21 protein-coding genes are annotated in these 22171 nt (G+C 33.3%); 14 read left to right on the top strand and 7 right to left on the bottom strand.

Features of this window, described 5'->3' with window-relative positions:
- Positions 1–103 precede the first annotated feature (103 nt).
- The 12 genes from QLQ94_RS23960 to QLQ94_RS23905 all read left to right on the top strand — a co-directional run bounded on the left by QLQ94_RS23960 (position 104) and on the right by QLQ94_RS23905 (position 8645).
- On the top strand, positions 104–1414 hold the full coding sequence (locus QLQ94_RS23960; RefSeq protein WP_271334406.1) for a dihydrolipoamide acetyltransferase family protein: 1311 nt from the start codon (positions 104–106) through the stop codon (positions 1412–1414).
- 216 nt (positions 1415–1630) lie between these two features.
- Positions 1631–2401, top strand: a complete 771-nt coding sequence (locus QLQ94_RS23955) for a 3'-5' exonuclease (protein WP_271334405.1) — start codon at positions 1631–1633, stop codon at positions 2399–2401.
- 94 nt (positions 2402–2495) lie between these two features.
- Complete coding sequence (locus tag QLQ94_RS23950; RefSeq protein WP_271334404.1) at positions 2496–3107, top strand: fumarylacetoacetate hydrolase family protein; 612 nt, start codon at positions 2496–2498, stop codon at positions 3105–3107.
- Positions 3107–3451: an Hpt domain-containing protein gene (locus QLQ94_RS23945; protein ID WP_127339700.1), complete on the top strand. Its 345-nt coding sequence runs from the start codon at positions 3107–3109 to the stop codon at positions 3449–3451. The genes QLQ94_RS23950 and QLQ94_RS23945 overlap by 1 nt, the downstream gene beginning before the upstream one ends.
- A gap of 224 nt (positions 3452–3675) precedes the next feature.
- Positions 3676–4929, top strand: a complete 1254-nt coding sequence (locus tag QLQ94_RS23940) for a CinA family nicotinamide mononucleotide deamidase-related protein (protein ID WP_482498733.1) — start codon at positions 3676–3678, stop codon at positions 4927–4929.
- A 71-nt stretch (positions 4930–5000) separates the two neighbouring features.
- Positions 5001–5237: a 50S ribosomal protein L28 gene (gene rpmB / locus QLQ94_RS23935; protein WP_072961635.1), complete on the top strand. Its 237-nt coding sequence runs from the start codon at positions 5001–5003 to the stop codon at positions 5235–5237.
- Positions 5238–5263: 26 nt separating this feature from the next.
- A complete protein-coding gene (gene rpmG / locus QLQ94_RS23930; protein WP_047778459.1) occupies positions 5264–5446 on the top strand; it encodes a 50S ribosomal protein L33 in 183 nt (60 codons plus the stop codon).
- Between the two features lie 102 nt (positions 5447–5548).
- Positions 5549–5701 (top strand): DUF4295 domain-containing protein, encoded by a 153-nt coding sequence (locus tag QLQ94_RS23925; protein WP_072961632.1) that lies wholly within the window; start codon positions 5549–5551, stop codon positions 5699–5701.
- Between the two features lie 271 nt (positions 5702–5972).
- Positions 5973–6926, top strand: coding sequence for a signal recognition particle-docking protein FtsY (gene ftsY, locus QLQ94_RS23920; protein ID WP_271334402.1), 954 nt, complete (start codon positions 5973–5975; stop codon positions 6924–6926).
- 507 nt (positions 6927–7433) lie between these two features.
- Positions 7434–7874, top strand: a complete 441-nt coding sequence (locus tag QLQ94_RS23915; protein ID WP_271334401.1) for a lipocalin family protein — start codon at positions 7434–7436, stop codon at positions 7872–7874.
- Positions 7855–8148, top strand: a complete 294-nt coding sequence (locus QLQ94_RS23910) for a DciA family protein (protein ID WP_271334400.1) — start codon at positions 7855–7857, stop codon at positions 8146–8148. Before QLQ94_RS23915 ends, QLQ94_RS23910 begins: the two co-directional genes overlap by 20 nt.
- 26 nt (positions 8149–8174) lie before the next feature.
- The gene (locus tag QLQ94_RS23905; protein WP_427401679.1) at positions 8175–8645 is read left to right on the top strand and encodes a hypothetical protein; all 471 of its coding nucleotides are present in this window, start codon (positions 8175–8177) and stop codon (positions 8643–8645) included.
- Positions 8646–8719: 74 nt separating this feature from the next.
- Here QLQ94_RS23905 and QLQ94_RS23900 read toward each other — a convergent pair whose 3' ends face one another.
- The 3 genes from QLQ94_RS23900 to bshC all read right to left on the bottom strand — a co-directional run bounded on the left by QLQ94_RS23900 (position 8720) and on the right by bshC (position 12425).
- Complete coding sequence (locus tag QLQ94_RS23900; protein WP_055095565.1) at positions 8720–9139, bottom strand: nucleoside-diphosphate kinase; 420 nt, start codon at positions 9137–9139, stop codon at positions 8720–8722.
- Positions 9140–9359: 220 nt separating this feature from the next.
- Positions 9360–10631, bottom strand: a complete 1272-nt coding sequence (locus QLQ94_RS23895; protein ID WP_482498730.1) for an acyltransferase family protein — start codon at positions 10629–10631, stop codon at positions 9360–9362.
- Between the two features lie 204 nt (positions 10632–10835).
- A complete protein-coding gene (gene bshC / locus QLQ94_RS23890; protein ID WP_271334397.1) occupies positions 10836–12425 on the bottom strand; it encodes a bacillithiol biosynthesis cysteine-adding enzyme BshC in 1590 nt (529 codons plus the stop codon).
- Between the two features lie 268 nt (positions 12426–12693).
- Here bshC and QLQ94_RS23885 point away from each other — a divergent pair, with 268 nt between their 5' ends.
- Positions 12694–13971 (top strand): MFS transporter, encoded by a 1278-nt coding sequence (locus QLQ94_RS23885; RefSeq protein WP_271334396.1) that lies wholly within the window; start codon positions 12694–12696, stop codon positions 13969–13971.
- 100 nt (positions 13972–14071) lie between these two features.
- Here QLQ94_RS23885 and QLQ94_RS23880 read toward each other — a convergent pair whose 3' ends face one another.
- Positions 14072–16642 (bottom strand): Ig-like domain-containing protein, encoded by a 2571-nt coding sequence (locus QLQ94_RS23880; RefSeq protein ID WP_482498728.1) that lies wholly within the window; start codon positions 16640–16642, stop codon positions 14072–14074.
- A 146-nt stretch (positions 16643–16788) separates the two neighbouring features.
- Here QLQ94_RS23880 and QLQ94_RS23875 point away from each other — a divergent pair, with 146 nt between their 5' ends.
- Entirely contained in the window at positions 16789–19023 is a 2235-nt protein-coding gene (locus QLQ94_RS23875; RefSeq protein ID WP_271334394.1) for a B12-binding domain-containing radical SAM protein, read from the top strand.
- On the opposite strand, the gene QLQ94_RS23870 is transcribed toward QLQ94_RS23875, so the two are convergent.
- From QLQ94_RS23870 to QLQ94_RS23860, 3 genes are all read right to left on the bottom strand, one after another.
- Positions 19024–19788, bottom strand: a complete 765-nt coding sequence (locus tag QLQ94_RS23870; protein ID WP_271334393.1) for an MBL fold metallo-hydrolase — start codon at positions 19786–19788, stop codon at positions 19024–19026.
- Between the two features lie 351 nt (positions 19789–20139).
- Positions 20140–20823 (bottom strand): response regulator transcription factor, encoded by a 684-nt coding sequence (locus tag QLQ94_RS23865; protein WP_271334392.1) that lies wholly within the window; start codon positions 20821–20823, stop codon positions 20140–20142.
- Complete coding sequence (locus QLQ94_RS23860; protein ID WP_427401683.1) at positions 20820–22082, bottom strand: sensor histidine kinase; 1263 nt, start codon at positions 22080–22082, stop codon at positions 20820–20822. Before QLQ94_RS23860 ends, QLQ94_RS23865 begins: the two co-directional genes overlap by 4 nt.
- Positions 22083–22171: the final 89 nt, after the last annotated feature.

Raw genomic sequence — 22171 nt, 5'->3', positions numbered from 1 at the left:
AATTGTAAAAATTGAGTAAAAAATTATATTAAATGTAATTTATATTTATAATATTCAGTAATTTCGCAATCTGAAAATCAAAATCACCTTTTAGGTTAACAATATGGCAAGATTTGAATTGAAACTTCCTAAAATGGGAGAGAGTGTCGCTGAAGCAACTATTACCAACTGGTTGAAAGAAGTGGGAGATAAAATTGAAGCTGATGAAGCTGTACTTGAAATTGCAACTGATAAGGTTGACAGTGAAGTGCCAAGTGAAGTATCAGGAGTTTTAGTTGAGCAATTATTTGGTAAAGATGATTTAGTTCAGGTAGGACAAACTATTGCGATTATTGAAACAGAAGGTGACGCACCAGCTGCAAAAGCTGAAGTTGCTGCTCCTGCAGAAGCCGCGGTCATTGAACAAACAATCGAAGTTGTAAAAGAGTCAGTTTCATCTGCACAGGATTTTTCTGCATCTGATAAATTCTTTTCTCCGTTAGTAAAAAATATTGCAAAAGAAGAAGGTATTTCTGTTGCTGAATTAGAAAATATTGCTGGTTCAGGAAAAGACGGACGTGTCACAAAAGAAGATATTCTAAAATATATTGAAACTCGTAAATCGGGTGTCGAAACTCCAAAAGCCGTTGTTGCTGCTCCAAAAGCACAACCAATAGCTGCTCCGGTTCAGAAAAGTCAACAAGCAGTTCCGATTTCTGTAAATGGTGGTGATGAAATCATCGAAATGGACAGAATGAGAAAGTTGATTGCAGGATATATGATGGCTTCAATACAAACTTCGGCTCACGTACAATCCTTTATTGAGGTTGACGTAACGAATATTGTAAAATGGAGAGAAAAAGTTAAAACCGCTTTCGAGAAAAGGGAAGGTGAGAAGTTGACTTTTACGCCAATTATGATGGAGGCGGTTGCAAAAGCATTAAAAGATTTTCCGGGAATGAATATCTCCGTTGATGGTGAATATATCATCAAAAAGAAAAATATAAATTTAGGAATGGCTGCGGCTTTACCAAACGGAAATTTAATTGTTCCGGTAATTAAAAATGCTGATCAGTTGAATCTTGTTGGAATGGCAAAAGCGGTTAACGATTTAGGAAATCGTGCTAAAGCAGGAAAACTAAAACCGGACGATACTCAAGGTGGAACTTATACGGTAACTAACGTAGGTACTTTTGGCAGTGTTTTTGGAACTCCAATTATCAATCAGCCTCAAGTGGGAATCCTTGCTCTTGGTGCAATTCGTAAAGTGCCTGCGGTTATAGAGACTCCGGAAGGTGATTTTATCGGAATCCGTCAAAAAATGTTCTTGTCACACTCTTACGATCACAGAGTTGTAGATGGAGCGTTAGGAGGAAGCTTTGTAAAAAGAGTAGCAGAGTATTTAGAAGCTTTTGATATAGACAGAGATTTTTAAATCACATAAAAATAAATTCGAAACCCGGAAGATTTTAGTGATTTTCCGGGTTTTTTTGTTTGTAAGAAAAGGTTAGGAAATGAACAAGAGCTTTCTTTCAGAATGAATTTAAAAGTTAAAATCGCAAATTTGAGCCCTTTTTTGTTTAAAAAAATCAAGAATAAAAGAGGAAATTCCGCTTTAAAAATTACATTTGTAATCTTATAAAATTAAAAAATGGAACTGAAACTGAACAAACCAATTTGCTTTTTTGATCTTGAAACAACTGGAATTGACATCGGAAAAGATCGAATTGTAGAAATTTCGATATTCAAAGTTTTTCCAAACGGAAATAAAGAAAGTAAAACCTGGTTAGTGAATCCCACGATTCCAATTCCGGCACAAACAACCGCGGTTCATGGTATTACAGATGAAAAAGTGGCCAACGAGCCTACTTTTGCAGAACTGGCAATGCAAGTTCATACTATGATTAAGGACAGTGATTTGGGAGGTTTTAATTCAGATCGTTTTGATATTCCGTTATTGGCAGAAGAATTGCTTCGCGCGGGAGTTGATTTTGATATGAAAAATAAAGTTTCTGTAGATGTGCAGACTATCTTTCATAAAATGGAAGAACGTACTTTAAGTGCTGCATTGAAATTTTATTGCGGAAAAAGTCTTGAAAATGCCCATTCTGCAGAAGCAGATACAATGGCAACCTATGAAATTCTAAAAGCACAATTAGATCGTTATCCGGATTTAGAGAATGATATGAAATCATTGTCTGAATTTACAACCCGTAAAAAAATCGCTGATTTTGCCGGAATGATTGCTTTTGATAAGGATAACGAAGAAGTCTTTACCTTCGGAAAACACAAAGGTGCCAAAGTCGATAAAATCCTTGAAACCGAGCCTGGCTATTTCAGTTGGATTCAAAACGCTGATTTTCCTTTGTATACCAAAAAAGTTTTAACGGCAATTAAATTAAGAAAGTTAAATACGAAATAAAGAGACTAAGTTCTTAAGGCTCTGAGTTGCTAAGTTTTTTTTACATAGTTTCTTAAGGCCTTAGTAGCTTAGTAACTTAGTAACTCAAAAAAGAATGAAAATAATCTGTATCGGTAGAAATTATACCAATCATATTGAGGAGTTAAAAAACGAGCGCCCAACAGAACCTGTGGTTTTTATGAAACCGGATTCAGCAGTTTTGTTAAAGCAGCATCCGTTTGTAATTCCGGAATTTTCTGAAGAGATTCATCACGAAATAGAAATAATTGTTAAAATTAATAAGGTAGGGAAGTATATCGAACCTAAATTTGCTCATAAATATTATGATGAAATTAGTGTAGGTATTGACTTTACAGCCAGAGATTTACAGGACAAACTAAAAGCAAAAGGATTGCCTTGGGAAAAAGCAAAAGCTTTTGACGGCTCAGCAGTAATTGGAGAGTTTTTACCAAAAACTGATTTTGTTTCGATGGAAAATCTTACATTTGAGTTAACAAATAATTCTGAAACAGTTCAAAAAGGAAATACAAGCTTTATGCTTTGGAAGATTGATGAGCTTGTTTCTTATGTATCGCAATTTTTCACTTTAAAAATTGGAGATATTATTTTTACAGGAACTCCTGAAGGTGTTGCTGCGGTTAAACCAAATGATGTTTTAGAAGGCTTTTTAGAAGATAAAAAATTATTCAGAATACAAGTAAAATAATGGCTTTAAAATACAACCTTTCGAAAGTATATGCGCTTTCAGACAATGATCCGGAATTTGTAAACGAAATTCTTAAGTTATTTGTTACCGAAGTTCCCGAAGATTTAAAACAAATCAAAGAAGGAATTAAGAAAAAAGATCATAAATATGCTTATTCTTACGCGCACAAAATAAAACCCACATTAGACTTAATGGGTTTAAATGTGGCTTTTGAAGAAATTCTGCAAGTCGAAGCCTGGACAAAGGCCGAAGGCAAGAAAAAAGAAATTATTGAGACCTTTAAAAGTATTAAGATACAAGTAAAGGACGCAATCAAAGAAATTAAAAAAGACTTTGACCTATAAGATTTTGGTATGTCTCTGTTTTTGATCTTTTTTAATTTAGGTCAAAAACAGATTCGGTACTTTAGTTCGGGATCTGTATCTTTTATCCCTGAAATTTTAGTTTAAACAATGTATGTCCTTTATATAAAAGGATATCGCTACTACCCCTCACGCAAAATCATTGCGGACAACAACCTACTATGTAATAACAACTTACAATAAGTAAGTAAAAATATTCCACAGCTATGAAAGCAACTATCATTACTATTGGAGACGAAATTTTAATAGGTCAGATTGTAGATACAAATTCTGGTTTTATCGCCAAGTCACTTGACCGGATCGGTGTTGAGGTTCATGAAATGATTTCGATAAGCGATGACAAAAAACACATTTTAGACACATTTGCGCAACTGCAAAACAAAGTCGATGTGGTAATTATAACAGGTGGTTTAGGGCCAACGAAGGATGATGTTACTAAGAAAACTTTCTGCGATTATTTTGATGATGAATTAGTCGTTAATCCGGAAGTTCTTGCACACGTGACAGAATTGATTGAAGGTTTTTATAAACGGCCAATTTCACAATTAAATAAAGATCAGGCATTAGTTCCGTCAAAATGTACCGTTTTGCACAACAAAATGGGAACAGCGCCGGGAATGTGGATGAAGAAAGAGAATACGGTATTTATATCGCTTCCGGGAGTTCCGTATGAAATGAAATATTTAGTCGAAGAAGAGATTGTTCCTAAGATAGTTCGGGAGTACAAACGCCCTTATATCATTCATAAAACCATTTTGACATATGGTCAGGGCGAGAGCCTAGTGGCAGAACGTATTGAAGACTGGGAGAATAATTTGCCTGAATTTATTAAGTTGGCTTATTTGCCCAATCCAGGAAGAGTTCGCCTGCGTTTGTCAGCCAGAGGAATAAATAAAGAACTGCTTGAAGCTGCAATAGAGGAGAATGTAAAATCATTAGATGCTATCATTCATGATATTATAGTAGGGTATGAGGAAAATGAAACAATTGAATCTGTAGTTGGTAAAATTCTTACAAAGCAAAATAAGACCATTGCAACTGCTGAAAGTTTTACGGGAGGAAAAATAGCTTCGATTATGTCAGCTGTTCCCGGCGCTTCTAACTACTTTAAGGGCAGTATAGTTTCGTATGCAACAGAGGTGAAGGTTAATGTTCTCGGGGTCTCACAGGATTTAATCGATCAATTTTCTGTAGTTAGTGCAGAGGTTGCCTCGGCTATGGCTTTGAATGTGAAAGAGATACTTAAAACTGACTATGCAATTGCTACAACCGGGAACGCCGGACCGACAAAAGGTGACTCAAATGCTGAAATTGGAGCAGTTTTTATTGCTTTGGCTACTCCGGATGGTATAATTGTTGAAGAATTTAATTTTGGCCAACCACGTGAAAAAGTGATAGATAGAGCCGTGATTAAGAGTTTAGAAATATTACAGAAAGAAATTTTAAAAAATGTGCTATAATTTTTTGTTTCAATCGTTTATTTTTCTTTTCTTTGCACCCTGATTTTGAATAACGATAAAAGATAAGTATAATGTCAAGAGTTTGTGACCTTACAGGTAAAAGAGCGATGGTAGGAAATAACGTTTCTCACGCTATGAACAAAACTAAGAGAAAATTTTCTGTAAACTTAGTTAAAAAGCGTTTTTATCTTCCAGAAGAAGATAGATGGATTACTCTTAGAGTAGCAGCATCTACGATAAAAACAATTAATAAAAATGGAATTTCTGCTGTTTTGAAAAAAGCGCAGTCACAAGGATTTATCAAATAATCTTTCCTAAATAAATATATAGCAAGATGGCAAAGAAAGGTAATAGAATCCAGGTAATTTTAGAATGTACAGAGCACAAGACTTCTGGTGTTTCAGGTACTTCAAGATACATAACAACTAAGAACAAAAAAAACACACCAGACAGATTAGAGATTAAGAAATTTAATCCAATCTTGAAACGTGTAACTGTTCACAAAGAAATTAAGTAATAATTTAGAGATTTTAATACAATCTTAAATGTTGATTATTAAGTAATACTTGTAATACTAGTAGCATTTGAAGATTTATTGAATTTCAATAACATTTAAATCATGGCAAAGAAAACCGTAGCATCGTTACAAACAGCTTCTAAGAGATTATCAAAAGCCATCAAAATGGTGAAATCTCCTAAAACTGGTGCATATACATTCGTAGAATCTATTATGGCTCCTGAAGAAGTTGATACTTTCTTGAAAAAGAAATAATAACAATTACAGTATATAGAAAAGCTACTTTCATTCGGAAGTAGCTTTTTTATTTTTTATATTTGTCTAAAATTTTATAGAAATATAACAATTGGCAATTTTTTAAGCTATAATTCTTACTATCCTCTATATCTTTACTGTTCCGCTGTAGTGGAAACGAAAAGATGTGAATGCTGTTAGAATCATATAAAACAATTGGACCTCTATAAAAATTAGGATTATTTAGATTGTCAAAGAATCGGATAGTCTAAAAAACTAACAACCTATAAAAATGAGTTTTTTTAAAAAATTATTCTCTACTGATAAAAAAGAGACTTTGGACAAAGGTCTTGAAAAATCAAAAACTACTTTTTTCTCAAAGTTAAGTAAAGCCGTTGCCGGAAAATCTAAAGTCGATGACGATGTTTTAGATAATCTGGAAGAAATTCTGGTAGCGTCAGATGTTGGTGTAAATACAACGCTGAAAATAATCTCAAGAATAGAAAAACGTGTTGCTGAAGACAAATACTTAGGTACAGACGAATTAAACCAGATTCTGCGTGAAGAAATTGGTGCTCTGTTATCTGAAACCAATACTGGAGAAGCAACTGAATTTGATATCCCAAAAGATAAAAAGCCATATGTTTTAATGGTGGTTGGTGTAAACGGAGTTGGAAAAACTACTACAATTGGTAAACTGGCTTATCAGTTTAAAAAAGCAGGTTATAAAGTTGTATTAGGAGCTGCCGATACTTTTCGTGCTGCTGCTATCGATCAGCTGCAAGTTTGGGCAGATCGTGTAGATGTGCCAATTGTGAGACAGAATATGGGGAGTGATCCTGCATCTGTTGCTTTTGATACCTTACAGTCAGCTGTGGCTCAAAATGCCGATATTGTTATTATAGATACTGCCGGACGTTTGCACAACAAAGTCAATTTGATGAATGAGCTTACCAAAGTAAAACGTGTTATGCAAAAAGTTGTTGCTGATGCGCCTCATGATGTACTTTTGGTTTTAGACGGTTCTACTGGTCAAAATGCTTTTGAACAAGCCAAACAATTTACTGCTGCAACTGAAGTAACTTGCCTTGCTGTGACTAAATTAGACGGAACTGCAAAAGGTGGGGTTGTAATTGGTATTTCAGATCAGTTTCAGATTCCTGTAAAATATATTGGTGTTGGTGAAGGAATCGAAGACTTACAGGTCTTTAATAAATATGAATTTGTAGATAGTTTTTTTAAATAGTTTATAATGAGTTTTTCTTCTTTAAAAAATATAACGCCTCTTACTTTTTATTTTGCAAGCGTTATTTGTTTCGTTTTAGCAAATGTAATCAGAGATCAAGCTTTGTCCTTCTACTACGTTTTATTGGTTTTAGGTTTAATATTCTTTTTTATGGGAATTCTGAAAAGATTGCGTACGAAGCGATAGAGTAATAGCAGTAAATTTTTCTTCTTTAAGATTGCGTCAAATTGCATTGTTGATTTTTTTAATAATGTTTATAACTTGATGGTGATCTTATTTTTGTTTTCTGGAATTTTTATTTCTTTTGAATTTTATAAAGTTAACTTTGCATTACTAAATATTCTTTTGAAAACCGAAGCCTTAGCCCTGATGGAAGCGATATCCTTTTTCTGGATTCTTTAGCCAGGAAAAGATATAGCGTACAGCAGGAATAGCTCCTAATTTTTATACTTTTAATTATCAGAATTGTTCAAAAGAACAGTTTTGAATTTAATATATTTTTATACTATGAAAAAAACTTTTATAATTTTGGTTGTGTCACTCTTCTTTGTAAGTTGCAAACAGGAAATTAAACCGGCTGATATTGCGAAATTAAATGGTTATTGGGAAATCGAAAAAGTGGTTTTTGATAAGGGTGAAGAGAAGGATTACAAAATGAATGAGAGTTTTGATTATTTTGATATTAAAAATAACAAAGGAATCAGAAAGAAGGTAATGCCACAATTTGACGGAACTTTTTTAACGAGTGATTCTTTTGAAAATGTTTCGGTTCGATTTAAGGGTGAGCAGGTTTTTCTGGATTATAAAACAGATTATGCAAAGTGGAGTGAGGAATTGATTTCGATTTCAGACGAGAAACTGGTGGTGAAAAATCAGCAAAAAAAAGAGTATCATTATAAAAAAGCAGCAGCAATAAATTTATTAGGAGATGGCAAAAAGACTAAATAATCAAACGATTGGGGCTGTTTTGCAACAGATTATCCAGGTGAATAAATTAGGGGCAGGAATGGACCAGATTGATGTAAAGGAGGCCTGGAGACAATTGATGGGGAATGGTGTTAATACGTATACAAGAAACGTGGTTTTGAAAGGTAGTACATTATATGTAGAGTTGTCATCAGCGGTTTTAAGAGAGGAATTGAGTCACGGAAAAACTAAGATCGTGAAAATGATTAATGAAGAGTTGGGGCGTGAAGTGGTGACGGATGTGGTTTTGAGATAAGTGTTTAATAGAACGTTTAAATTGTCATGATTGTAAATTCTAAGTTTAAAATTTCACCAATTTTGTTAATTTCAATTTTAAGTATTTTGCCATTTTTGGCTATTTACATTTATGTTATTTCTCCACAAGAAAGTGTAGCTTTTCCTTTAGTAGTATTTATGATTATTGTTTATTTTTGGTTTGCTTTAGTGAGAACCAGGGTTCATAAAGTAATTATTGAAAAAAACAATATAATAGTTAAGCGTTATTATGGGTTAGGTAGGTCTATAGCTTATGACTTTAGCAAATTAGATGGTTTTGTGGTTTTATTCGAAAGTGGAAAACTTGGTGTTTCTGAGTCTGTTTTTATTCTTGAAAAAGGAAAAAGAGTTGTTTGTATTTGTAGTTATTACCTAAGTAATTTTAATGATTTAAAATTAGTTTTAAAAGAAAATTTGAATGATTTAGGTGAAATAAAAGGACATGATAATATTTCTGACTTTTTAAAAAATTCATAAAAAAATCCCGTTCAACTTGTCGAACGGGATTTTTTTATTGTGTAATCTAAAATCTAAATTCAGAAATCTGAAATTTAGAATTGCTCTCTTCCAGCAAAATGGAATGCACCTTCGATAGCAGCATTTTCATCGCTATCAGAACCGTGTACTGCATTTTCTCCAATAGAAGTTGCGTATGCTTTACGAATAGTTCCTTCAGCAGCTTCAGCTGGATTTGTAGCTCCAATTAAAGTTCTGAAATCTTCTACAGCGTTGTCTTTTTCTAAAATAGCAGCAACAATTGGTCCACGAGACATGAATTCAACTAATTCTCCGTAGAAAGGTCTTTCTGCGTGAACTGCGTAAAATGCTTTAGCATCAGCTACAGTTAATTGAGTTAATTTTAATGAAACGATTTTAAATCCTCCATTAGTAATCATTGCTAAGATATTTCCGATGTGTCCGTTTTGAACTGCATCTGGCTTAATCATTGTAAACGTTCTATTTGTTGCCATTGTATATTTATTAAATTTTGTGCAAAAGTATACTTTTTTTATGAATTGATTTTAATTAATTCGTAATTAAAACACGGTAGAATAATGTTTTGACCAATGAAAGATGTTTTTTGAACCATAAAAGTAATATAAGTTCATTTAAATAGCTTTGTGTAGAAAAACAGTACCGAACTTTAGCTGTTTTCTAAAATGAACTTATATTGCTTATGTGATGAAACATTTAGACTTTGAAAATTAATTTGTTTTTGTAGAATATCCACAAGATAAAAGTCCAGATCCCCACATAAATTAAAGCTCCGGCTAAAGAGGCTGCCATTGGATTACTGAAAAATGGGGCGATTCCGAAAGTATATAAATAATTTAAAAGATTGATTTTTTCTAAAGGATTATGTGGGTTTTGAAATTCAATCATCACTAATGCCTGCGGAATAATCTGTGAGGTAAAGAAAACAATCATAGGATTTACTCCCCAGATCAGGAATGGTTTGAAACCTTTTTTGTAGTTAGTAATATCAATGATGTAATATAGTATAGTTAGAAATACGGTTGCTAATCCTGTAGTGTATAGAACATAGCTGCTTGTCCAAAGTGATTTGTTTATTGGGAATACGAGATCCCAGATTAAACCAAAAAAGATAAGTATCGTACCGATAATACCCATTTTTTGAGCTTTTTGGATTTTGATTGCATCAGTTTGTAAAAGTTGTCCAATCAATAAACCAATTATTCCGTTTACGATCGACGGAAATGTGCTTAAAATACCTTCAGGATCCCAGGTGATAGTGCCGCGATACATATGTCCTTTTAGTAAAACGCTATCAAGCCAGGAAGGTAAATTAGTTCCTTTGTCAAGATTTGCGGCTCCAATTCCGGGAACAGGAATTAATGTCATTATTGCCCAATATCCCAGTAATAAAATAATTCCGGTTATAATTTGAGTTTTTTGAGATGTTTTAAGATACAAAAGCGAAACAACAAAATAAACAATTGCAATTCGTTGTAAAACTCCCGGTAAACGCACATCGTGATAGGCTTCGATACCGCTATATGCCAAAAAAAGATAAATAGCGAGAATTGAAAATGCCAGTATGTTTTTGACTTTTGAACTAAAACTTCCCATTAAAGCGTAACCAACAGCAATGGTAATAATTAATCGGCCAATTAAAAGTGGAATTCCTTCAAGACCGAATAGCTGTATTTTTCCAAAAAAGTTAAAGAAAATCCCCAAACAAAGCATTCGCAGAGAGCGAACTAAAATTTTGTTGAAAGTGCTTCCGTCATAAAATTTATCAGGCATTGCCAGTGGTACTGCCACTCCCATAATAAAGATAAAAAACGGAAAAACTAAATCGGTTGGCGTGCAGCCATGCCATTCTGAATGTAATAAAGGTCCGTAAACATGTCCCCAGTCTCCGGGATTATTTACAATTGTCATTAGTAAAATGGTTAATCCTCTAAAGACATCTAAAGATATCAAGCGCTCTCTGGTCATAATTTTGGTAAATAGGTTAATTTTTGTTTTAAATGTTACTATTTGGTTTAGAGAGGCAATAATTTCAGAAGAGGTGGTTATTTGTTTCTGAGGATTATTACTTTATTTTACCGTTAAACGGATTGTTTTTTTGTCACGAATTCCACTAATTTTTATTCATGAGAATTAATATTCGTGTAATTAATCGCGGTTTTTTTTCGATATTTATATTGTAATTATATTAAAATTCGCTTCTAATGGTTTTAACTTTTGAATTAAAAGCGGAATCAATTGTTCGCCTTTTTCTAAATAAAATTCAGAAAAATTAGTTTGGCGTTCCTGTAAACTTTGATTCGGGAATAACTCGAATTGCAAATCTGTTACGCGTTGTAATTCGTTTTCTAATTTTCGTTTTTGAGCTTTCAATAATCTTTTCTCAAGATTGTCTAAACCTTTCTTTTGTTTGACTTCCTGCGCTTTGACTGCTCCGGTAAATGACTTGTCCGTTTGTTGTGCCAATACGTAAAGATATTCAAATTGTTTTTCTAATGCTTCTTTTTGAGGTGTTAAATCAATTGGGAAAGCAGATAATTTGTGCGTGATTGCATTGATTAAATTCGCTGGTTTTGTAAAAAGATCTGCCCAGCTTAAACCTAGGTTATCGGCTTTTTTAACTTGTTTTTCAGTAGCTAAAAGTACTGAGTTACGAACAAGAAGCATCGGGAAAGTAATGTTTACGGCTTCGAAGAAAGATTTTAATTCTAGCCAATAGGCAATTTCTCCACCTCCGCCAATATAGCATAAATTGGGTAAAATAATCTCCTGGTACAACGGACGCATAATCACGTTTGGACTGAATTTCTCAGGATTGTTTTCTAGCAATTTTAGAATTTCGTCTTTCGAAAATGAGATTTTGGTATTGTTAACGAAGTATTTGTTATTCTCAAAAATAATGCGTTCACGTAAGTCATCTTCGATATAAAATAAATTAATTTCACGCGGATTTACCTGAACGGTATAAGCAGCAAGTTGTTCTATCGTTTTCTGAACCGCCTTGAAAGAAGTTTGTTGTTCTAATTCTTCTTTGATATAAGGAATAAATGCACGTTTTAAATTTGCATCATCAGCATCTAAAATCACTAAACCATAGTTAGCAAATAAACTATTGGCTAAAAAGCGCGTTGCATCTGCTAAGTTTTCATGTTTTAAATAAGCTTCTTCAAATAATTTTTTAATAACATTAGCATTAGTACTTGATCCCAGTTCCGCAGCATAAATTTCCAGAAAATCAGCTAAACCTTCAGTAGAAAGTCTGCCAACAGGACCTGTGCTTTCTTTATTCCAACGAAATTTCTTTCCTTTAAAATTAAAGTAATTGATTTCTTCAAAATCATGATCTTCTGTCGCCATCCAATATACCGGAACAAAATTATTCGCCGGATATTTTAATTTTAATTCCTTCGTCAGATTAATCGTCGAAATAATTTTATATAAGAAATACAACGGACCGCTAAATAAATTTAATTGGTGCCCAGTCGTTATGGTAAACGTATTTGGAAGCGCTAGAAGCTCTATGTTTTGTTTCGTTGCATCAGAGACTTCAATATGCTGGTATTGTTTTTTTAGAGTTTCAACCAAGGGCATTCGATTTTGATTATCGAAGTTTGCTTGTTTCTCAATGATTTGTTTTTCAAAGTTTTCCGATGTTGGAAAATGATTGTACAGCGGCTTTAATTCTGGTTTTTGATCTAAATAATCTTGCATCAATTTAGAGAAATATCCTGAAGTTTGGTAGCTGATACAGTCTGTTGGCATAATTTTAAATTTATTTTTGACAGCTGTAAATTTAATGAAAATATGCAGTTAAATTCAGTTTTAACTATTGCTTATGATTTGATTTTTTACTTTTATTTTAAAGTTCCTGTAATCAGCTGTTTAAAATTGAAATAGGATGCAGTTTAAAAAGTGTAGTTTTTATGATAGTTGTTAAAAAAGATTGTTATTTTGAAACTATTTATGATAATGGTGAATTATTAATAACGAAATTATATTTTTGCAATAAAAAAAGATATATCTATTTTACATGGAAACTAACCCGAAAAAGAAGAACTCATTAAAACATGTTCTTTTTGGTTCCTTAATTGGAACTACAATTGAATTTTTTGATTTTTATATTTATGCCAATGCTGCAGTATTGGTTTTTCCGCAATTATTTTTTCCTGGTTCTAATGCGACTATGGCGACTCTGGAATCTTTGGCTACTTTTTCAATAGCTTTTTTATCGCGTCCTTTAGGTTCAGCCTTTTTTGGACATTATGGTGATAAAATAGGACGTAAGTTCACTCTCGTTGCCGCTTTGTTAACGATGGGGATTTCGACTGTTGCCATTGGATTTTTGCCAAGTTATGCCAGTATTGGTGTTGCAGCTCCATTATTATTGATGCTGTGTCGATTTGGGCAAGGTGTAGGGTTGGGAGGCGAGTGGGGAGGAGCTGTTTTATTGGCTATCGAAAATGCACCGCCAAACAAACGTGCCTGGTACGGAATGTTTCCGCAATTGGGAGCTCCAATAGGATTATTACTTTCAGGAGGAACTTTTTTATTCTTGACTGATTCAATGAGTAATGAAGATTTTATGGATTACGGATGGAGAATTCCCTTTATTGCCAGTTCGCTTTTGGTAGTAATAGGGTTTTATATTCGAACAAAAATTACTGAAACTCCCTCTTTCGAAAATTCTAAAAAAGAACAGGAAGAAGTTAAAATTCCTTTTTTAGTACTTGTCAAATCATATAAAAATCAATTGATTTTTGGAACATTTGCCGCGATTACAACTTTTTTGGTTTTTTACTTAATGACTGTTTTTACGTTGAGTTGGGCGACTTCAGATTTAGGAATTGTTAAAAGAGACGGATTGTTAATACAATTATTTTCAGTATTGTTTTTTGCCATCTTTATTCCGGTTTCGGCAGTAGTTGCAGATAAAATTGGCCGACGTAAAATGCTAATTATAGCAACTGTAGCAATCGGGATTTTTGGATTTTTCTTTTCATACTTTTTAAGTTCCGGTAACATTGTTCTGGTGACCATTTTTGCCTGTATCGGAATGGCTTTAATGGGATTCACATATGGACCTTTAGGAACTTTTTTATCAGAGCTGTTTCCAACAAATGTTCGTTATTCCGGTGCGTCCTTGACTTTTAATATGGCTGGAATTCTTGGTGCTGCTTTTGCGCCAATGATTGCTATTTGGTTAGCCTCTACTTATAGTGTAAGTTATGTAGGGATATATTTAACAATTGCAGCCTGTATCTCTTTGTTTTCATTTTTGGTGATTAGCAAAGAAGAACATAAGTTTTAAAAGTTTAATCGTAATCCGATATTTATCGGAAACAAAAGATTTACACAAAGTCCACAATCATGATAATAAGTATCATGATTGTGGACTTTGTAATTTAAATCTATCTCTTCAGACTAAAATGCCCTCTATATTCTTTTCCGTTTAATCTTGTTGCAGTAAACCAATAATCTGATGCAGGTTCCTGACTGCCCAGATAATTTCCATCCCATGAAGTATTAGTACTTAATTCTTTGATGAATTTTCCATAACGATTAAATATTTTGATTCCTGTATTAGGTTTCAAATACGCAAAATCTATTGTCCAGGTATCATTATAACCATCGTTGTTTGGAGTGAAAAATTTGGGAAAAGGAAGTTCGTCAACAAAATTAATACAATCTCCTTGTGTTGCTTCAAGAATAGTAATAGTAACAGGTATTCTGTTGCTTTCGCAATTATTTATGGTTTGTAAAGCATAATAAGTAATCCCGTTTTCGAGAGTTACTGCTTCAGATAATGTGATATTTGAAGATGTGCTTTGATACCATTTTATATTTTGTCCTGTAATGTTGATGCTTTTTATTGAAGCATTTTTTTGAATACAGAATGTTTGAGGTGAATCAGCAATTGGATTTTGAGTATCCTGAATTTTTACTGTAACAGCCAATCTTTTACTTTCGCAATTGTTTAATGTTTGTGTACCGTAATAAATACCATTTTGTAATAAAGTGGTTTCGGATAAAATATTACCATTTGTCGGAGAATCGTACCATTTAATTGCTGTTCCGGTTAAATTTATATTTTCCAAAGTTGCAATTTCGTCTATACAAAATTGTTTATTAGCGCTTCCGCCTGGCATTGGAGTATCATAAACTCGGATTAAAAAAGGAGTTCTGTCACCTTCGCAACCAATTGTTTGCGAAGCATAATATGTTCTATTGTCTTCTAGTAAGGTTGTATTTGGTAAACTGGCCGCAGAGAAATCAGTATCGTACCATTTTGTGTTTTGCCCAATTATTTGAATGTCGTTTAATGTTGCATTCTCACTTTTACAAAATTGCTGATTTGCATTTCCAGTTGGGGGAGATGGTGTGTTTACAATTGAAACTGTAACTCCTAATCTAGGGCTTTCGCAATTATTTATAGTTTGGGAAGCATAGTACGTTTTTCCATCTTCAAGATTAGTTGTTTCTTGTAATAATAAACCGTTCGTTAATGCATCATACCATTTTGTAGAATTCCCTGTAACTTGAATGTTGGCAACAGTTGCATTTTGGGCTGAACAAAAAGGTTGATTAGTATCTGCTGTTGGTGGTAAAGTATTGTGAATTTTTGTTGTCACAGGTACTCTTTCGCTTTCGCAGCCTTTAATAGTCTGTGATGCGTAATACGTTACATCATTTTGTAGTGCAGTTGTATTTGGTAAGAGTATTCCGGAAGTTGCACTATTATACCATTTTATATTCTGGCCTGTTATAGAAATATCATCTAAATCTACATTAATGGGATTGCAAAATGATTGTAGCGAAGAGGTAATTGGTATTTTAAGAGGATTAACTATTAAATTAAATGTAGTTTCACTATAACAATTTAGGTTGTCTGCTTGAGCCACTCTTGCATTAATTATTGCAGTTTTACTTTGAAGAGGATTTGGTAATGGACTTTGGAAAGGATTACCATTCGCATCAAAATAAGATACTGTCATTCCGGTTTGATTCCCAAGGAGTTCAGATTGAATATCAGATGTATTAAACGATGCAGTGCCACTTGGGTAGGTATTTTCACAAGCGGAAAGAGTTGTAACTTTATTGGCAATGGGCGATGATTTAACGTTAATTATCTTTGTTCTATTATATATTTGTCCCAGCATGTCGGTAAATGTTGCGGTAACTTCGTATTGGTCGGCTGAAGAAAATGTATGGGTTGGATTAATTAAAGTACTTGTATTTTCAGTATTAGAATTTATATCTCCAAAATTCCAGACAACGCTTTTTATGTCAAGGCTATTTACTAACGAGAATTGTTTTTGAAGTCCATTACAATCTTTATTGACAGTTATGGTAAAAGGAGTATCATCTATTGCTTCTCCATTGACAGTAATGTAAAATTTTGCATCTGGACGATTTAAAGATAATGTTGTTTTATATTCATTATACGGAGGACATCCGCCCTTTTTAGACCTAAACCATGAAAAATCATTATCTTCAGCTGTACCGGCTACAAATGCATGTGCTTCACTATTTGTGCTGTGTAATTGAAAAACTTCAACTAATATTTCTTGAGTACCAGCGGGTACGATTATTGGATTTTCAAAATTTACAGTAATGATTTGGGTGTTATTACTACTCATTGGAAGTTTAACAATTTGACTACTTCCTATTAAATTTGACTCAGAAAAAGAGCTCGGAAAGTTTGAATCAATAGCATAAATATTGAATTGTAGATTGGTATCCCAATTAACGGAATAAAACAGACCAACTTCGCCAGTATTAATTATGAAGTTTTGATTAGACTTGATTCCAAAATCTGAAAGTACAAATTTTCTCGCCCAGCAAATACCTCCCCAACTACAAGAATACATAGAATTCTGGATCACAGCATTTCCAATATTATGAGTTAGTGTAGTTTGTGAATATAGATTCAAATTAAAAAATAGAAAAAAAGTAAATATGGTAATTGTAATTCTATTCATTGATAGTTATCGTAATATATATGACTAAAATTTGGATTCTCGCAAATGTAATTAAATATCTACAAAATAAAACTAAAACTAGAACTTGAATCTTTTCCTGAAAATTCACTAAATATGCCGTATTTTTGCAAAAAAAATAATTCCTTTTGAAAACCAAACTTTTTGTTGTTACGCCGCCTTTTACCCAACTGAATACTCCGTATCCGGCGACAGCGTATATAAAAGGATTTCTGAATACCAAAAATATCGAAGCGGTTCAGGCTGATTTGGGTATTGATGTGATTTTGGAGTTGTTTTCGAAAAAAGGATTGATAGATTTGTTTCTTTATTCTCAGGGCCTTTTTGAAAACGTGTCCTCCCGCGCGGAGTCGAGGGATGAAGTTTCAGATAACTCCAAACGTATTTTTGCTTTACAAGATGAATATGTCAAAACGATTGATGCTGTAATTCAGTTTTTGCAGGGGAAAAATCCAACATTGGCTTTGCAAATTTGTCAGGAAGATTTTCTGCCGGAAGCTTCTCGTTTTGCACAATTAGAAGAACTCGATTGGGCTTTTGGAACTATGGGAACTCAGGATAAAGCAAAACATTTGGCGACTTTGTACCTTGAAGATATCTCCGATTATATTGTTGAATGTGTCGACGAAAATTTTGGTTTTAGCCGATATGCTGAACGTTTGGGCCGAAGTGCTAATTCTTTTGATGAATTGTACCAAGCTTTACAACAAGAACCAACTTATATCGATGCAATTCTAATTTCGATTTTAAAAGCGAAGATTGAAACGATTCAACCTACATTTTTTCTGATTTCTGTTCCCTTTCCCGGGAATTTATATAGCGCTTTTCGTTGTGCTCAATGGATTAAACAACATCATCCCGAAATTAAGATTTCGATGGGCGGAGGTTTCCCAAATACCGAATTGCGTTCCCTTTCGGATGCACGTGTTTTTGAGTTCTTCGATTTTATAACTTTAGACGATGGTGAAGTTCCAATAGAAGAACTTGTTCAAAATTTGTCTTCCCGAGCGGAGTCGAAAGAAGAGAAGCAATACAAAAGAACCTTTCTTCTGGAAGACGGAAAAGTGGTGTATAAAAACAATTCCTTAAAACATGATTACAAACAAGCTTACGTAGGAACGCCTGATTATTCAGATTTGTCTTTGGATAAATACATTTCGGTAATCGAAATCGTGAATCCGATGCACAGAATGTGGAGCGATGGACGTTGGAATAAACTCACCATGGCACACGGCTGTTACTGGGGTAAATGTACCTTTTGTGATATTTCATTAGATTATATCAAAGTATATGAGCCTGTTGCTGCCAATTTGTTGTGTGATCGTATGGAAGATATGATGCTGCAAACGGGTCAGAATGGTTTTCATTTTGTAGATGAAGCAGCTCCTCCGGCTTTGATGCGCGCTTTGGCTTTAGAAATTCTACGCCGAAAACTAGCCGTAACCTGGTGGACAAACATTCGATTTGAGAAAAGTTTTTCTAAAGATCTTTGTTTGTTGTTAAAAGCTTCCGGATGTATTGCCGTTTCAGGCGGTCTGGAAGTAGCTTCTGATCGTTTATTAAAATTAATAGACAAAGGTGTAACGGTAGAACAAGTCGCAAAAGTGACCCGAAATTTCACGGAAGCCGGTATTATGGTTCACGCCTATTTGATGTATGGATATCCAACACAAACGATTCAGGAAACCGTTGACAGTCTGGAAATGGTACGCCAATTGTTTGAAGCAGGAATTTTACAATCCGGATTTTGGCATCAGTTTGCGATGACAGCTCATAGTCCCGTTGGATTGTATCCGGAGAAATTTGGCGTTACAAAAAAGACTGAAGTCATTGGTACTTTTGCCAATAATGATATCGACTATACAGATTCTACAGGAATCAATCATGATAAATTTAGTTTTGGATTAAAGAAATCGCTCTTTAATTTCATGCACGGAATTTGCTTTGATTACGAACTACAGGATTGGTTCGATTTTAAAATACCGAAAACAAAAATTGATCCCGACTTTATTTTTAATGCACTTGAAGAAGGAAATGATTTTAATACAAAACCAAATGCAAAAGTAGTTTGGCTGGGAGGAAAACCTTTTGCTGAACATTTTACAAAATCGAAAAAAGGAAATTCATGGGAAATGATGACTTTTACTTTTCATGATAAAAAAGAGAGTTTCAATATTCAGACCAATAAAGAAGAAGGCGAATGGCTGGTTGAAATTTTAACTAAAATCACGATTTCGAATGCTAAGAATTATACTTTTCAGGAAGTAAAATCAGATTTTGAAACGAGTTTAGATGACTTTGAATTGTTTTGGTATTCCAAACCAATTAATACATTACGTGAATTTGGATTATTGGTTTTATAATCAATATTCCACACAAGTTCCATCGTCAGGAATGTCAACTTTATCCAGAAGATCATGTACAGAAAGTGCTACGCTTAACTCAATTCTGGTAGTTGGGCAATGGTTTAAGGCTTCTAAATGATTGGCGAAAACTTTTCCAGGAGCCAATGCAGCAAACTTCAAAATATCGTTCATTCGCATCAATAACGGCTGACCGATATCTAAACGTGCCGTTCCGCAGGCAACTGTTGCAATATCTGGTTTAAATTCAATTAAAACTTTTTGAACATGTTCTGTAAAAATCGTATCAGAACTGATATAAATCGATTTTTGGTTTGGTAATTCAATATGAAAACCCATCACATTTCCCATCAGTTTTGCAATAAATCCGTAACCGTGAATGGCAGGAATTCCAGTAATCTTACCACCTAAAAAATCTTGTGGTTCCCAATAACTCAAGCTTTGAATGATGTTTAGCCCTCTTTTTGTCAAAGCATTTTCATCTTTTATGCTGCAAACGACAGGAATACTTTTTCGTCTTAGAAAAATTTCGCCAGCTTTATCAATATGGTCAGCATGCAAATGGGTAATGAGACAAATAGTGACTCTGCTCAAAATATCCCTGCTGTTTTTAGGCAAAGCGACAAGCGGGTTTCTTTTGGGTTTATAACGAAAGAGGGTAAAAGGTGGAATTGTTTTTCTTTTTCCTAACATGGGATCAACCAATATAACATCGGTTTCAGTTTCGATAACTAAAGTAGCATTGCGTAAGTGATGTAATTTCATATCCAGGAAATTTATATCTTAAAATTACGAAAGTTTTTAAAACTTGTTTTACAGATTTTTCCCTAATTTTAGCAGAATTGTTATTTTTTAATTTCAGATATTGTTTTACTGAATAGTGCAGAGATTCCTCGTTACTAAGAAGGACAAGATTAGGTTCTGATTGCGAATGATGGATTAAAATCCATCCCTACAATATATTTTGTTCCTATCGGAACTTTAAAAAAAATTCCAGAGGAATGATTTATATTGTAGCAACGGATTTTAATCCGTTGAAATAAAAATTAGTTTTTATCATAGAAATCTGAAGGACAATCTTTGTGATTACTTTATGATGCGCTAAAAAAAATAAAACTACATCGTAAACCGAAACCCAATTCCATGAAGGTTTTCTATAGAAATCCCTGTTTCATTAATCAAAATTTTACGCAAACGCGAAATAAAAACGTCCAGGCTTCGTCCCATAAAATAATCGTCAGTTCCCCAGAGCGAAGTTAAAATCTGCTCTCTTTTTAAAACCAAATTTTTATTATCAAGAAATAATTTTAGTAAATCAGCTTCACGTTGTGTAAGACTAATTTTTTCACTTTCATTAAAAAGAATAAAATTGTTAATATCAAATTGATACTTTCCAATCTGATAAAAGTTTTTTTCTACGGGAATATTTTTCTGAGAACGCTTTAGAAAAATTTCAATTTTCAAAAGCAATTCTTCGATACTAAAAGGCTTTACCAAATAATCATCGGCACCCAATCGCAATCCTTTAATACGGTCTTCTTTTAAAGTCTTAGCCGAAAGGAAAATAATCGGAATATCAGTATTCAATTTCCTAATTTCAGTAGCCAATTCAAAACCATCCATTTTGGGCATCATGATATCAAAAATACAAATGTCAAAATTTTCTTTTTTAAAGGTCTCCAAACCCAGTTTTCCGTCGCAGCAATGCACCACTTCATAGTTGTTTTGTTCCAAATTGTCTTTGGTCAAAAAAGCTAATGTTTCATCGTCTTCGGTATAAAGTATTTTGAATTGTTTCATTTTTTATAAGGAATTGACAAAGTTATAGTAATGCCGTTTGTGGGGTTATTTTGTACTTTTATTTTCCAGTTATGCAAGTTGCAAATTTCTTTTACATAATACAAACCAAGTCCAAAACCGTTTACCTCATTGCTTTTTTCGTTTTGAGCACGGTAAAATTTATCAAATACAAAAGACATGTTTTTGGGAGAAATTCCGATTCCGTTATCACTAAAAGTCATCTTTATAATTGAATTTTCCGTTGAAATTCCAATTGTGATTTCCGGTTTTTCGTTGCAGTATTTTATAGCATTGTCCAATAAATTATAAACCAGATTGGAGAAATGAAAAACATCGGTTTCTATCTGATATTCATTCGACGGCGTTTGGATTTTAATAGAAGCTTCAGGATATTTCAATTGAATATTTTCGATAGTTTCTTCGATAATAGGAACAATTAAAACCATTTCTTTTTTTAATTCTAAAGGAGCATAATCTGATTTGGCAATATTTAAAATTTTCTCAATATGATTGTTCAGTTTGTGACTTTGGTTGATAATAATATTCGTGTACGTATGCAATTTTTTATCGTCTTTAATTGGGTTTTGTTCACTTAGGTATTTTGAAGCTATTAAAATAGAAGATAAAGGTGTTTTGAATTCGTGCGTCATATTATTGATGAAATCCCGTTGCAATTCTGAGTATTTTTTTTGCTGTAAAAGCGTAAAAATCGAATATACGTAAATCAATAAAATCAGAATTAGAGCGATCGAAAGTATAAACCAAAAGCGCATAGAACTGAACAAATATGTCGTTTCGTTGGGAAAACGAATGGCAAAGTAATATACTAAATTTTTGTGCTTTGGAAAAGAAACCGTTCTTTTTGTTTTTTCTTTTTCAGAAAACGAAATATACTTTCCGTAAACCATTTCATCACTTTGGCAATTGTAGACTGCGTATTCAAAATCAGTTGTAATATTCATTTTTTTAAACTCTGATCTCAAATAGAATTCTAAAATATCTGGTTCAAAATCGTTCTGAATATTTACAATATAATAATCGTTCGAAATTTTTTGAACTGGGTTCTGACAAGATGCTTCATGATCTTTTCCTTCGTATAATTTTCTGGCAACTTCAAGCAAAGCGATGTTTGCTTTCTGGCTTAGTTTTTTTTGTTCCAGGGTAAAAGCTTCTTTAGTCCAAAGCAATTGTGCCACCAATATACTAATAATGGCTACAAGTCCCAGAAGGATAATGCTATTGAGTTTATTTATTTTCAAAAAATGCGGTTTTTAGACTGTAATATTAATCAAATTTAGACTTAAAAACGGCGATTAACAAGTCATTAACAAAGATTTGAAAGTGGTTA

Source organism: Flavobacterium sp. B114r, assembly GCF_056824125.1.
Note: the sequence above shows the minus strand (reverse complement) of the source record. Positions and strands in the feature narration are given on the sequence as shown.